General features: G+C 67.8%; 11 protein-coding genes. 6 read left to right on the forward strand and 5 right to left on the reverse strand.

The window, feature by feature from the left end; genetic code table 11:
• The first annotated feature begins 281 nt into the window (after positions 1–281).
• The 5 genes from AC3WLY_RS33510 (at position 282) to AC3WLY_RS33530 (ending at position 5,654) form a co-directional block, all read left to right on the forward strand.
• A complete protein-coding gene (locus AC3WLY_RS33510; RefSeq protein ID WP_492310653.1) occupies positions 282–1,244 on the forward strand; it encodes an ornithine cyclodeaminase family protein in 963 nt (320 codons plus the stop codon).
• Complete coding sequence (locus AC3WLY_RS33515; protein ID WP_175962528.1) at positions 1,241–2,035, forward strand: helix-turn-helix transcriptional regulator; 795 nt, start codon at positions 1,241–1,243, stop codon at positions 2,033–2,035. Before AC3WLY_RS33510 ends, AC3WLY_RS33515 begins: the two co-directional genes overlap by 4 nt.
• Before the next feature lie 215 nt (positions 2,036–2,250).
• Positions 2,251–2,982: a DsbA family oxidoreductase gene (locus AC3WLY_RS33520; protein ID WP_175962527.1), complete on the forward strand. Its 732-nt coding sequence runs from the start codon at positions 2,251–2,253 to the stop codon at positions 2,980–2,982.
• Between the two features lie 136 nt (positions 2,983–3,118).
• Positions 3,119–4,558, forward strand: coding sequence for a DHA2 family efflux MFS transporter permease subunit (locus AC3WLY_RS33525; protein WP_175962526.1), 1,440 nt, complete (start codon positions 3,119–3,121; stop codon positions 4,556–4,558).
• 307 nt (positions 4,559–4,865) lie between these two features.
• Positions 4,866–5,654, forward strand: a complete 789-nt coding sequence (locus tag AC3WLY_RS33530; RefSeq protein WP_034183419.1) for a sulfite exporter TauE/SafE family protein — start codon at positions 4,866–4,868, stop codon at positions 5,652–5,654.
• Between the two features lie 120 nt (positions 5,655–5,774).
• On the opposite strand, the gene AC3WLY_RS33535 is transcribed toward AC3WLY_RS33530, so the two are convergent.
• The 5 genes from AC3WLY_RS33535 to AC3WLY_RS33555 form a co-directional block, all read right to left on the reverse strand.
• Positions 5,775–6,212: a hypothetical protein gene (locus tag AC3WLY_RS33535; protein WP_492310593.1), complete on the reverse strand. Its 438-nt coding sequence runs from the start codon at positions 6,210–6,212 to the stop codon at positions 5,775–5,777.
• Positions 6,212–6,769 (reverse strand): nucleotidyltransferase domain-containing protein, encoded by a 558-nt coding sequence (locus AC3WLY_RS33540; RefSeq protein WP_072436430.1) that lies wholly within the window; start codon positions 6,767–6,769, stop codon positions 6,212–6,214. The genes AC3WLY_RS33535 and AC3WLY_RS33540 overlap by 1 nt, the downstream gene beginning before the upstream one ends.
• Before the next feature lie 287 nt (positions 6,770–7,056).
• Positions 7,057–8,895 carry a S10 family peptidase gene (locus AC3WLY_RS33545; protein ID WP_425131429.1) on the reverse strand — a complete coding sequence of 613 codons (1,839 nt, stop codon included), beginning with the start codon at positions 8,893–8,895 and terminating at the stop codon, positions 7,057–7,059.
• 614 nt (positions 8,896–9,509) lie between these two features.
• On the reverse strand, positions 9,510–11,600 hold the full coding sequence (locus AC3WLY_RS33550; RefSeq protein ID WP_425131428.1) for a D-(-)-3-hydroxybutyrate oligomer hydrolase: 2,091 nt from the start codon (positions 11,598–11,600) through the stop codon (positions 9,510–9,512).
• A gap of 138 nt (positions 11,601–11,738) precedes the next feature.
• Positions 11,739–12,104, reverse strand: a complete 366-nt coding sequence (locus AC3WLY_RS33555; RefSeq protein ID WP_175962522.1) for a BON domain-containing protein — start codon at positions 12,102–12,104, stop codon at positions 11,739–11,741.
• Between the two features lie 430 nt (positions 12,105–12,534).
• Here AC3WLY_RS33555 and AC3WLY_RS33560 point away from each other — a divergent pair, with 430 nt between their 5' ends.
• On the forward strand, positions 12,535–13,980 hold the full coding sequence (locus tag AC3WLY_RS33560) for a TAXI family TRAP transporter solute-binding subunit (RefSeq protein ID WP_310137982.1): 1,446 nt from the start codon (positions 12,535–12,537) through the stop codon (positions 13,978–13,980).
• The last annotated feature ends 61 nt before the right edge of the window (positions 13,981–14,041 follow it).

The following is a 14,041-nucleotide window of genomic DNA, read 5'->3' on the forward strand; positions in this document are numbered from 1 at the left end:
CGACACGTCGCGTCCTGCATGCGAAATATAGACTTAAAGTCCACTATAGACTATAGGGGATACGAGGATCGTGCGTCGTCGCGTCACGTCGAAATTGCATCGAGCACGCACAACACCATTGATTTTCCGGTGTTTTCTACAAAAACAGCGACGACACAAAGTCTCGAAAAGAAAAATCCTCCAGATTGTGTTTGTCTATATTAGACTTTTCGTCCATCACGAACACCGCCGGACACCGTCTTTCGAGACATTCCTGTCCGGCCCCGACCGGAGATGTCCCCATGACGCAAACCGTCCCGCCCCTGCCGCTGACCGTCGACGAAGCCGCGGTGCGCGCGGCCCTGCCGTCGCTCGACGTACTCGGCACGCTGCGCCGCATGTTCGCGTCGCTCGCGTCGGCGCGCGCGGTGCAGCCACCGCAGACCCTCACGCTGTTTCCCGACCAGGCCGGCGACTTCATCACGTATCTCGGCGCGCTCGCCGACGAGCAGGTGTTCGGCGCGAAGCTGTCGCCGTATGTCGTGACGGACAGTAAACCGATCGTCACCGCGTGGACCGCGCTGATGTCGATGCGCACCGGCCAGCCGCTGATGTGGTGCGACGCGGGGCGGCTGACCGTCGAACGCACGGCCGGCACGACCGCGCTCGCGGTCGACTGCCTCGCGCCGCGCGACGCGCGCCATCTGGCGATCGTCGGCGCGGGCGCGGTCGGCCTCGCGCACCTGCGGCACACGGCGGCATTGCGCGACTGGGAGACGATCCGCGTGTACTCGCCCGCGCTTGCCGGCGACGCGGCGCTGCAGGCGACGCTCGCCGAACTCGACCCGCGCGCACGCGCGGCTGCGAGCGTCGAAGCCTGCGTGCGCGACGCGGACGTCGTGATGCTATGCACGTCGTCGGGCACGCCCGTGCTCGGCGACGGGATGCTCACGCGCCCCGCGCTCGTCACGTCGATCAGCACGAACGTCGCGCGTGCGCACGAGATCCCGCCCGCATGGCTGCCCGACATGGACGTGTACTGCGACTACCGGCACACGACGCCCGCGAGCGCAGGCGAGATGCAGATCGCGGCGGCCGATCACGGCTGGGACGCCGAACGGATCGTCGGCGACCTGCCCGCGCTCGTCGCCGGCACCTGCGCGGCGCCGTCGGGCGCGCGTCACGCGTTCTTCCGCTCGATCGGCCTCGGGCTCGAGGACATCGCGATCGCGCACGCGCTATACACGCACCTGACGCGCGCATGAGCGGCACGCGAGCGCGGGGCCGATACAATGGCGCAACCGCCGCGGCGGCCGCGCGCGGGCGCACGGGCATGCCGGCCACCGGCGCGCCGGCACGCCGGCCCGATGTGCCGCCCGGCCCCCGCCCACCCGAGATGGCGACACCGATGCGCAAGAAGAAATCCCCCGTCAAAGACCTGCTGCTCACCCGTTATGCGCCGATCGCCGACGGTATCGCCGCGCTGTTCTTCCCGTACGCGGAAGTCGTGATCCACGACCTGCACGACCAGACCGTGCTGTATCTCGCGAACAACCTGTCCAAGCGCGAGGTCGGCGACGATTCCGCGCTCGAGGAAATCGATCATTCGGCGCGCGAGCGCGTGATCGGCCCGTACGAGAAGCTGAACTGGGACGGCCGGCGGATGCGCTGCGTCAGCAACGTGCTGTTCGACGACGAAGGCCGTCCGGCCGGAATGATGTGCATCAACTTCAACATCGCGGTGTTCGACGAGGTGCGCGCGACGCTCGACCTGTTCATCAAGGGCGCGGGCGTCGTCGCGCAGCCGGACGAGCTGTTCCGCGACGACTGGCAGGAGCGCATCAACACGTTCCTGCACGGCTGGCTGCACGAGCGGCAGGTCGGGCTGAACGGGCTCACGCGCGAGCACCGACGCGAGCTCGTCGAGGCGCTTTACGCGGAAGGCGCGTTCCGCGGCAAGAGCGCGGCCAACTATGTCGCGAACGTGCTCGGGATGGGGCGCGCGACGGTCTACAAACACCTCAAACACCTGAAGGAAACGCAGGGCGACGCGTAAGCGGCAAGCGGCATGCCCCGCAGGCCGGTTCGCCGGGCCCCGCCGCCGCATCCGGCATCCGGCATCGGCAATCGCTATCGGTCCGTGCCTTCCGTGCCTATGCTTCGTGATACGTCGGGCGCGGGCCCGTTCCGCACGGGCCCGGCCACGACCAAGCGTCGAAGCACAAAGTGATATAGTCCCGGTTACATTTTTTTGCCGCCCCCGGACCGCCCATGACGACCGCTCCCGCCCCGACTGCCCGCCCGACCCTCATCGTCGAAATCTGGTCCGACCTGATCTGCCCGTGGTGCTGGATCGGCAAGCGCCGCTTCGACGAGGCGCTCGCCGCGTTCGCGCACGCCGACCGCGTCGACGTTGCGCTGCGCGCGTACCGGTTGATGCCCGGCCAGCCCGTCGAGCCGGTCGAGGCGATGCTTGCGGGCAAGTACCGGATGTCGCCCGCGCAGGTCGATCAGATGCTGCGCCAGGTGACCGACGCGGCCGCGAGCGTCGGGCTGCGCTACGACCTGCCGGGCACGCTCGTCGGCGACACGCTCGACGGCCACCGGCTCGTGAAACTTGCGGAAGCCACAGGCCGCGCGCACGCGCTGACCGAGCGGCTGTACCGCGCGTATTTCTGCGAGCACGGCTCGCTGTTCGATCATGGGCAACTGACCGAATTCGCGGTCGAAGCGGGGCTCGAGCGCTCGGCCGTCGACGACGTGCTGCGCAGCGACGCGTACCGCGCCGAAGTCGAAGCCGACATCGCGCGCGCCGCGCAGATCGGCGGGCGCGGCGTGCCGCTGTTCGTGTTCGGCGGCCGCTACGCGGTGTCGGGCGCGCAGCCGGCCGACGCGTTCGCGCAGGCGCTCGACCAGGCGTGGCGCGACGGTATCGTCGAACTCGCCGGCAGCGACGCGGCTGCATGCGGCCCCGACGGCTGCGAACTGCCGGCGCGCTCGTAACACGCGCAACGCCCATCCCGTGCGTCCCGCCCGGACGCGCCACTACGCGTCGCTGCTGCCACAAACCGGCAGGAAGCCCGCGCCGATGACGTCTACAATGCATCCTTTCAAATAACTATCAGAAGGCTGCATGCCCATGACACACGGGATTCACGGCGAGAAGCGCTGGTACGCGCTGATCGTGCTCTGCCTCGGCGTGCTGATGATCGTGCTCGACAGCACGATCGTGAACGTGGCGCTGCCGTCGATCAGCACCGACCTCCATTTCACCGAAACGGCCCTCGTGTGGGTCGTCAACGCTTACCTGCTGACGTTCGGCGGCTGCCTGCTGCTCGGCGGCCGGCTCGGCGACCTGTATGGCCAGCGCCGTATGTTCCTCGCGGGCCTCGTCGTGTTCACGCTCGCGTCGCTCGCGTGCGGCCTCGCGCAATCGCAGGCGATGCTGATCGCCGCGCGCGCGGTGCAGGGGCTCGGCGGCGCGGTCGTGTCGGCCGTCTCGCTGTCGCTGATCATGAACCTGTTCACCGAGCCCGGCGAACGCGCGCGTGCGATGGGCGTCTACGGCTTCGTGTGCGCGGGCGGCGGCAGCATCGGCGTGCTGCTCGGCGGGCTGCTGACGAGCTCGCTGTCGTGGCACTGGATCTTCCTCGTCAACCTGCCGATCGGCATCGCGGTCTATGCGATGTGCGTCGCGCTGCTGCCGCGCATGCGCGCGCCTGCCGGCACCGCGCGGCTCGACGTCGCGGGCGCGGTCACGGTGACCGCATCGCTGATGCTGGCCGTCTACGGGATCGTCGGCGGCAACGAGGCCGGCTGGCTGTCGACACAGACCGTCGCACTGATCGGCGCGGCCGTCGCGCTGCTCGCGCTGTTCATCGCGATCGAGGCGCGCGCCGCGCATCCGCTGATGCCGCTCACGCTGTTCGCCGCGCGCAACGTCGCGCTCGCGAACGTGATCGGCGTGCTGTGGGCGGCCGCGATGTTCGCGTGGTTCTTCCTGTCCGCGCTGTACATGCAGCGCGTGCTCGGCTACGCGCCGCTGCAGGTCGGCCTCGCGTTCCTGCCGGCGAACCTGATCATGGCCGCGTTCTCGCTCGGGCTGTCGGCGCGCATCGTGATGCGCTTCGGGATCCGCGGCCCGATCGCGGCGGGCCTGCTGATCGCGGCCTGCGGCCTTGCGCTGTTCTCACGCGCACCGGTCGACGGCGGTTTCGTCTGGCACGTGCTGCCCGGCATGACGCTGCTCGGCATCGGCGCGGGCATCGCGTTCAACCCGGTGCTGCTCGCCGCGATGAGCGACGTCGATCCGGCCGATTCCGGGCTCGCGTCGGGGATCGTCAACACCGCGTTCATGATGGGCGGCGCGCTCGGCCTCGCGGTGCTCGCGAGCCTCGCGGCGGCCCGCACCGACGCGCTCGCGGCCGCGAACGCCGCGCCGCTCGACGCGCTGAACGGCGGCTACCACGCGGCATTCGCGTTCGGCGCGGCGTTCGCCGCCGCGGCCGCGCTGATCGGCCTCGCGCTGCGCATCCGGCCGCAGAACGGCGTCGAAGGCGTCGGCCCCGCGATGCACTGACCGCCGGCAGGCGGAGCCGGTCGCCGGCATCGAACCGGGGCGCGCACTGTCGCGCCCTTTTTTGCGCGCGCCGGGGCGCGTCGCGCATTCCCGGTTCGTCATACCTTTCGGGCCGATCGCCGTGATCGGCCCCGCCCTCGCTCAAACACGCGTTTCACACTCGTCCGGCCGCCTGCCGCACGGGCCTTTGCGGCCGATTTTTAACGCAGTCGTACATCGACCCGCCACTTTTGCGACAATGGCGGACTTTGACGCGCGCGCAGCGGCCGCGCGCCGCCGCCGAACGCCGCATAACCGCCTGCTTCCGATGTCGCTTCCCCATATCGATCTGCTGTACTCCCTGTCCGGTCTGTTCGTCGGCATCCTCGTCGGCCTGACGGGCGTCGGCGGCGGTTCGCTGATGACGCCGATCCTCGTGCTGCTGTTCGGCGTCCACCCCGCGACGGCGGTCGGCACCGACCTGCTGTACGCAGCCGCGACCAAGGCGACCGGCACGCTGGTCCACGGCCTGAAGGGTTCGATCGACTGGCGCATCACGGGCCGACTCGCGGCGGGCAGCGTCCCGGCCGCGGCGCTCACGCTGTGGTGGCTGCACACGCACGGGATGAACACGCCGGGCACCGCGCGGATGATCCAGCTCGTGCTCGGCATCGCGCTGCTGCTCACGTCGCTCGCGCTGATCTTCCGGCCGCAGCTCACCGCGTTCGCCGCGCGCAACCCGCTCGCGCCGAGCCCCGCGCGCACGCTGTGGTCGACCGTGCTCACGGGCGCCATGCTCGGCGTGCTCGTGTCGATGACGTCGGTCGGCGCCGGTGCGATCGGCGTCACCGTGCTCCTGCTGCTGTATCCGATGCTCGCGACGACCCGCATCGTCGGCTCCGACATCGCGCACGCGGTGCCGCTCACGCTCGTCGCGGGCATGGGCCACTGGCTGCTCGGCTCGGTCGACTGGTCGATGCTGCTGTCGCTGCTGCTCGGCTCGCTACCCGGCATCGTGCTCGGCAGCCTGCTGTCGGCGCGCGCGCCCGAGCGGCTGCTGCGCAACCTGCTCGCCGCGACGCTCGTCGCGGTCGGCGTGCGGCTCGTGCTCGCGTAAGCGGCGCTTCGCGACGCACCGCAGCGTCGCATCGATACCCTCTCGCTCCTAACGAAAAAACACCATCCCGGCTCGCAACCCAACCGTTGCTTCCTGTCTTGACGGACTTCCGAGCGGATCTCACGGCGTACCGGTCAGCGTATGCGCAACGGGTAAGTATTTGGCCAGGATGCTCAGCATGGTGGCGGCCTCTGCCTTCGACACCGGGGGAAACGGTGAGACGTACGACGTGCCATTGCGGCGCTCGTGGGCCTTCGTGATGAAGGCAAATTCCTGGGTATTCACGCCCAGCGAGGTGGACACACGCTGGATGGCCAAGTTACGGCCGGCGTCTTTGGTCCGCACCTCGTAGTACTCCAGGATGGCCTGTACCAACTGGAAATAGCCTTCGTAAGCCAAGGTAAATACCTGCAGATATCGGGCGGGGTCCAACTCATCGGCGGTGGCCTTATAGTCCGCGGCATTGCGCAGGAAGCCCGCGATTGCCCCGGGCGTCGGAGCAACAGCATCGAAGGCTTTCGTCTTGATGAGGTTTTCGTATTCAGTCGGGCGCGGCATCACAGTATCCTCAGCATTGGGCCTTGGGCGATCTGGGTCATGACAGGGTCGGCGTCCAACAGCGCAGCCCATTCAGCAGGCTCGTACAAAGAGAAGTTGACGGGGCGCAGCAGACTTTGCTCGGCCACGTGTAGGGCTTCAGATAGCTCGAGGAGAGGGACGTTCCCGATGACGATCAGGTCGATGTCGCTATGGCCACTGTCGGTACCCTTGGCCACCGAGCCAAACACGAACGCCGTGGAGATGTGCGCGGCAAAAGGCAACAAGGCTTCCTTCAACGGCTCCACAACGGCAAATGACTTGCGCGCGATGCTGACCAGTTCCGGATAGAGGATGAATTCCGTATTCGCGCGGATGCTCCGTTGTCGGCCTCGTCGGGCGTCTTCCTTAAGTACGCCGACCTCGACCAGCCGGTCCACCTGCTTTTGGGCGCTGCCGCGCCCACTGTTTGCCAGACGCAGCAGTTCCTGTAGCGTAAAACTACGGTCAGGCTGCAGCAGTGTGGCGCCAAGCACCCGTTGCATGCCCGGTGTGAAGAGAAAGTCAGCGAGACTCATGAAAATCCCCAATAGAGGGATAAATATCCTCATTATGGGGATTTTCTAACAAATCATCAACAGAGGGCTATTCATCCCCTCTTTGAGGATTCTCACCGCCATCACCGATAGTCTCAGGGGCCGACGAGTCGGTCCTCGGACAAGACGATGCCCCCGAGGTCCATGACTCCCGGGGGCACCTTGGAGAATTGCAGCACCGCCATCGACACACGCCGCGCGAAGAGCCGAGGCGCGTGACCCGGCTGCGCTTTTACGTCAATTCAGGCGGCGCGAGCCGCCCACGGCGCTTACTGCCCCTGCTGCTTCAGTTGCTGCTGCTTGAGTTGCTGCGTGCGCGCCTGCAGCTTCAGCACGCGCTGCAGCGCGGTGCGGTTCGCGAGGATGCCATCGTAGAAGTTGGCGAGATCGCCCTTCAGCGCGGTCCGCGACGCGTCGTTCAGGTAGATCATGTGGCCCGACGGGTAGTTCTTGATCGTCAGGTTCTGTGCCTTGAGCGTCGGATCGAGCGGCATCTGCGCGAGCGTCAGCTCAGTCTGGTGGAACGGCGTGACCGCATCGAAATAGCCGTTCGCCGACAGCACCTTCAGGTCCGGGTTCACGCTCATCGTCGACGCGAGGTCGCCGGCCGTGTACAGCGTATTGCCGCCGCCCCGGTTCGCGCCGGTCGGGTCCGTGTGGCTGAAGTCCCAGTTGTTGAAGACCTGGTCGTTCAGGTCCACGAACGACGACGTCGACGTGTACTTGAGGTCGGTGTTGATGTAGCTGTTCCACAGCACCGTGTATGCGCCGCCGACGTTCGTGATCGACGGATCGTTGCTGCCCGAGTTCGGCAGGATGTACGGCGCGATGCCCTTGCCCGTGAAGTTCGCGCGACCGTCGTACTGGCCGATCTGCGTGCCCGGCACGAGCGTCAGGAAGAACGTGTACGGCGGGTTGTCGTTCGACGACGGCACGTTGCCGAGCGCGGCCGGGTTGCCGAAGGTCTGGATCAGCGACGTCGGATCCGTGCCGATGTACGAACCCATCTGCTGCGCCGTCTGCAGGTTCAGGTTCAGCCGCACGTTCACGAAACCGCCGTCCTGCGGGTTCGGCTTCTGCGCAAGCGGCGCGAGCGTGTTGTCCGCGTAGTTGCGGGCCTGGACCATGTACGCGTCGAGATCGGTCGGCGTCGGGTTGACCGTCGTCTTCTTCCAGTAGAACGCATCGGCCGCGAGCGTCGGGAACGTACCCGGCGCGGACAGCGCATTCGCGTAGTCGAGGATCGACGACTGCAGCGTGATCCCGTTCAGGTCGATGCCGTCCTCGTGCAGCACCCACGACACGACCGCGCTGCGCGCGGTGCCGTACGACTCGCCGAACAGGAACTTCGGCGAGTTCCAGCGCGAGTACTTGGTCAGGTAGCGTTGGATGAAGCGGTCGATCGAGCGCGCGTCCTGGTCGGTGCCCCAGAAGTCCTTGTTCTTCGCCGGGGCGATCGCCGCCGAATAACCGGTGCCGACCGGGTTGATGAACACGAGGTCGGTGCGGTCGAGCAGGCTGTCCGGGTTGTCGAGCAGCTTGTACGGCGCGGGCGGCGTGAAGTTCGGGAACGACGACTGCAGGCGCTTCGGCCCGAACGAGCCGAGCAGCAGGTAGACCGATGACGAGCCGGGGCCGCCGTTGTAGAAGAACGTGACCGGGCGCGGCTTCGACGGATCGGGATTGTCCTGCGTGTACGCGACGTAGAACATCTTCGCGTTCGGCGCCGACGTGATCGGATCGATCGTCGTCAGGTGGCCCGTGGTGGCCGTGTACTTGACGGTCTTGCCGCCGATCGTGACCTGGCGGTGCACGACCGCGGCGCCTTCCGTCGAATCCGTGACCGCGTCGTTCGGCCCGGTGCCGTACACGTCGTTGTCGACGTACGGCTGGTCGGCCGCGGCGGCGGCCGTTGCGTCGGTGCTGGCCGACGTGCTGCCGCCGGACGTCGTCGCGGCCGCGGCTGCGGCCGAAGCGGACGGGCTCGGCCCGTCGTCGCCGCCGCATCCCGTGACGAGCAGCGCCGCGGCCGCGGCTGCGGCGAGCGGCATGCTCAGTGTCGTTCCGAATAGCGCGAAACCGTCTTTCAAGGACTTCCGTGTCGTCATTATTGCCTCTCGAACAGAACGATAAATACCGCCGGCCGCAAAGGATCGTTTGCGCCGGCGCTCCGCACCGGGAATGCATTCGTTATGCGACGCACTCCGAGTTTTTTACCGGATCGGCGAATACCGATCGGCACGATTTACCCCACCCATATTTTTTTGCGACCGCACAATGAAATCAATTCCATTGCCAACGACAATTCGATAATCCGCAGCAATACGAATTCATTTCATATATCCGTATGCGCACAAAATCGGCAGCAAAAGCATACCCCGCGAAGCCCGCCCGATAAGGCGGCTTCGCTGGGAACAGACGACCAATCCCCCTCGGCGAGACGCCGATTAATCGTAAAACGGCGATCAATCGCAGCTCGAGCCGATTTAATAAAATCGAAAGGATCGATTAACCAAGCGGAAAGGAATATCTCGTATCTGGAATTTATTAAATTAAGTGAAAATACCGGCGCATAATAGGTTCCGGATTTACCGCCGTAAAGTAACAATTTGTTACGGCACTCGCCATTCGAATAAATGGCGGCGCGGGACCGATTCCAGCGACGGAAAAAGAAAAAGCCGGACGGCTGTCCGGCTTCGTGATGACGATACGGCGGGCGCCGTCAGAGGGGCACGTCGATCGCGCCGGCGCCGGTCGTGATCGCGTTCGCGCCCGGCGCGGCCGAGATCGGCGGCAGGTTCGCGCTCGTCAGCGCGGGCGCGGCGCCCGGCGTGCCGCCGCGCGGCACCGTGCGGATCACCTGCGACGGCGGCAGCGGCGCGCCGTTCTTCAGGTGCCGCCACATCAGGTTCAGCGCCTGCAGGTCGTAGTAGTGGACCGGCACGAAGCGCGTGTCGAAACCCGCGACCGGCAGGAACGCGTCGAAGTGCTGGCCGTTCGTCACCTCGTAGAACACGAGCTGGCTGCGGCTGCCTTCGCTGATGCCGTTTTGCGCGACGTACGCGCGCGACGCGTGATTCACCGGCACGAGCGCGTCGCTGCGACCGTGCACGATGATCGCCGGCTTGCCCTGCAGGTTTGCGTTCACGCGCACCGCGTCGACGTTCGCGGGCATCCCGAGCATCCCGTTGGTCCAGAGTTGGCGCAGGCACAGCGCGCCCGCGAAGCTCGCATCGGGCGTCGCGAGCCGGTGGTCGACGCCCGCGCCCGTGTTGAACACGAGGTTGATGCCGGCCGTCGGCGGCACGCCGTTGCCGACGCCGAACACGGCCGTCATCGGCGACGCGGCCGGCGAAGCGACCGCACCCGTCGCCGCGTTCGTCGTCGCGAAGCTGAAATTGCACAGGTTGTCGATGACGCGCGAGCGCGTGTACGCGTTCGCATAGGTGACCGAGATCGCCGGAATCGCCTGCGAATCCCACATCGGCGCCTGCAGCAGGTCGGAATCGGCCAGATAGCCGGCCGCGTGGAGCTGCGCGAGCGCGTCGGCGGCCTGGCTCTGCGGGTCGGCGCCCGACACGAGCCCGGCCGCGGCGAGCGTCGCGCAGCGCTGCGTACGGATCGACTGCGTGGTCGCGGCCGGCAGCGCGCTCAGGTACGGCGCACCAGCGAGCGACGCCGACGCGGCCGCGCACGGCTGCAGCAGGTTCGCGAGCGTCGCGTAGTCGGCCAGCGGCCGGCCGAACGACGGCACGGGCTGGCCGCCCGTGCGCACGATCGCGTTCGGCGACATCCGCACATTGATCTGCGGTTCGCCAACCACGACCGCGGTAATCCAGCCGCGGTTGTCCTGCTCGGCCGCCGCGAGCGACGCGCCGCCGCCGTTGCTGACCGACGCGGCGATCGTCGTGATGTCGCCCGCGCGATAGCGCACGCCGTGATGCGAGCCGTCGATCAGCGGTCCGAACTGCTCGTTGAGCGCCCAGTACGCGAACTCGACCGACTGCAGCGTCACGCGCCCCCAGTCCTGTTCGGGATTCTGCTGCGAATGCGCGTGCTTGAACGCATAGCGGTTCGGGAAGCGGCTGTTGAACGCGGCGAGATCGCCGCTCGTCACGTTCGCGGTGAACAGGCTCGCAGTGCCGGCGAGCACCGCGTTGGCGAGCGTGCCGTCGATCAGCGTGACTGTATCGGTGCCGAGTTCGTGCGCGCCGTTGCCGCCGCCCTTGTCGTTGTATGCGACCGCGCAGCCGCGCTTGAGCGCCCATTCGCCGGCCGCGGAGATCGCGCCGTACACGCCGCGCGAGCCCGACGACGTCGCGGTGACGATGCACGGTTGCGCCGGGTCGAAGCTGGCGGGCACCTGCACGAGCAGCGTCACGTTCTTGCTGCCGCTGCCGTCGTCGGAATACGCGAGATATTCGGTGCCGGGGATCTTGCCTTCGCCGAGCGTGTCGTTGCCGTCGAGGTCGACGTTCGGCCCCCAGAAGCGGCCGTAGCCGCCGTTCGCACTCATGTCGACGAGCGCGCGGTAGTTCGACCAGATCGCGAGACGGCGCAGCTCGGCGCTCGTCGGCCGGGACGGATTCGCAAAGCCGGGCGCGGTCGCCGCCGCGAGCCCCGTCTTGCCGAGGCCGGCCGTCAACAAATCGTCACTGGCGCCGTCGTAGGCCGTCGTGCGCACGCTGCCGGACACGAAGCCGGGCAGCCGGTTGCGCTCGGCCGATTCGTCGCCGTTGCAGGCGCCGAGCATCGCGACAGCGGCCAGCGCCGCACCGAAAACCATCCGCCTGCCCCACCCGAGCCTAGCCATCGCCGCCCTCTCGATATCGTTATCGGTCCACCGCCGCGTCGCACGCGGCTTGCGGACTTTGAAGCGCAAACGGGCTCCGGCATGCCGGAGCCCGCCCGAAAGCGGGCACCTGCGGCGCTCGCGCGCCGCCGCCCGGCATCACTGCTGCTGGACCGTCAGCTTGTTCGAGACCGACGTCACGCCCTTCACGCCCTTGGCTGCAGCTTCGGCCTTGTCGATCTGATCCTGGGCCGGCATCGTGCCCTCCAGCGAGATCGCGCCGCCCTTCGAACGCACGACGAGGTTCGACACATCCACGCCGCTTTCCTTCGAAATCGCCTTGCGCACCGCGTAGCCGAGCTTGCGGTTCGCCTTCTTCGCGGTTTTCGCGGCGGCCTTCGGCGCGCTCGTCGCGGCCGCCGGCGCTTCGGTTGCCGCCGCATCGCTCGACTGCGCATACACGCTGCCCGACAAACAGGCCGCCACGGCGGCGACGCCCAACGCTCTCAACACGATCGACTTCATGCTATCTCCTTGTAACTCCGGAACGGCCGTGCACAGTACGGCCGGATACCCCCAAAGACAGCCGGCCCGCGCGCGAACGGGCGGGACAGCCGGTGATTTCCACGGCGATACGAGAGAGGCGAGACGGGCCGACAGCCGGCGCGCGCGATAGCGGGCCGGCCGGGCCGGACAGCCGCCGGCCGGACGCGCCCGGTCTAATTGCGTGCCGGGTCGCGCGCGAATCGGGCGCGGCTGCGTCGCACAATGTAATCCAGCGCCCGCGGAAGCGCAAAGCTTTTGACGACGCGCCGCCCGCCGCTGTCGCCGCGGAGCCGCGCCGCGGCGCCCGACTCGCGCATGCGCGGCGAAACCGGGTACCATCGCCGCGAGAATCCGCATCGTCCATGACGGCCGTCATCGATGCGTCACGCCAGCGTCATCCGCCGACCCCATGAAGCCTGCCCGCCCTCGTCCGCCTCGCCGCATCCTCGCCCGCTTCGTCGCGGTGTCGTGGCGCGACCTCGCGCTGTCGATCGGCCCCACCGTGCTGCTCGCGGGCGCGGCCGTCTGGCTCGCGGTCAGGCTGATCCAGCCGGCGCCGCCGTCCACGCTCGTGATCTCGGCCGGGCCGCCCGGCAGCACGTACTGGAACGCCGCGCAGAAATACAAGGCCATCCTCGCGAAGAACGGCGTCACGCTCGACGTCCAATCGTCCGAAGGATCCGCGCAGAACCTCGCGCGGCTGTCGAACCCGAACGCGTCGGTCGACGTCGGCTTCGTGCAGAGCGGCATCGGCCCGAAGGAGCGCGACGAACAACTCGTCTCGCTCGGCAGCATCGGCTACGTGCCGCTCGCGATCATGTACCGCGGCCCGATCGTCGCGCGCCTGTCCGACTTCAAGGGCAAGCGGCTCGCGCTCGGCGCGGAAGGCAGCGGCGCACGCGAGCTGAGCCTCGCGCTGCTGAAGATGAACGGCATCGTGCCGGGCGGCCCGACCGAGCTGCTGCCGACCGCCGGCGAGGACGCCGCGACCGCGCTGCTCGACGGCAAGATCGACGCCGCGTTCCTGTCCGGCGACTCGACGCAGATCCCCGTGATGGCGAAACTGTTCCGTGCGCCCGGCGTGCACGTGTATTCGTTCACGCAGGCCGAAGCGTACGCGCGGCGCTTCCCGTACCTGACCGCGATCACGCTGCCGATGGGCGTCTACGATCTCGGCCGGAACCTGCCGCCCGCCGACATCCATACCGTCGCGCCGACGATCGAACTGGTCGCGCGCGACTCGCTGCACCCCGCGCTGTCCGACCTGCTGATCGAGGCCGCGCGCGAGGTGCACGGCCATGCGACGATCCTGCAGCACGCAGGCGAATTCCCGTCGTCCGTCACGCGCGGCTTTCCGCTGTCCGACGATGCCGCGCGCTACTACAAGTCGGGCAAGACCTTCCTGTACCGGAGATTGCCGTTCTGGGTCGCGAGCCTCGTCGACCGGCTGCTCGTCGTGATCGTGCCGCTGATCGTCGTGCTGATCCCCGGGCTGCGGCTCGTGCCATCGCTGTACGGCTGGCGCGTGCGTTCGCGCATCTATCGCTGGTATGGCGCGCTGATCGCGCTCGAGCGTCGCGCGCTCGGCGAGCACACGGCCGAGGAACGCGTCCGGTTGCTCGACGAGCTCGACGACATCGAGGAAGCGGTGAACCGGATGAAGATGCCGCTCGCCTACGCGGGGCAGTTCTACGTGCTGCGCGAGCACATCGGCTTCGTGCGCGAACGGCTCACCGCGCACGACCAGGACACGCCGGCGGGGTCGCCTGGCGCCGGCGGAAAGCCGCAGGCACGCGCCGACGCCGGGTCGCCGCCGGCCGGCGCGCCCCCCCGGGCGACTCCCGGTTCCGCGTAAGCGGACGATCCGCGATCATTGCTGCATGCGCGCCCGCCCGCGTACCATGGAGGCCGCCGTA

Source organism: Burkholderia sp. FW306-1C-G01B, assembly GCF_058781685.1.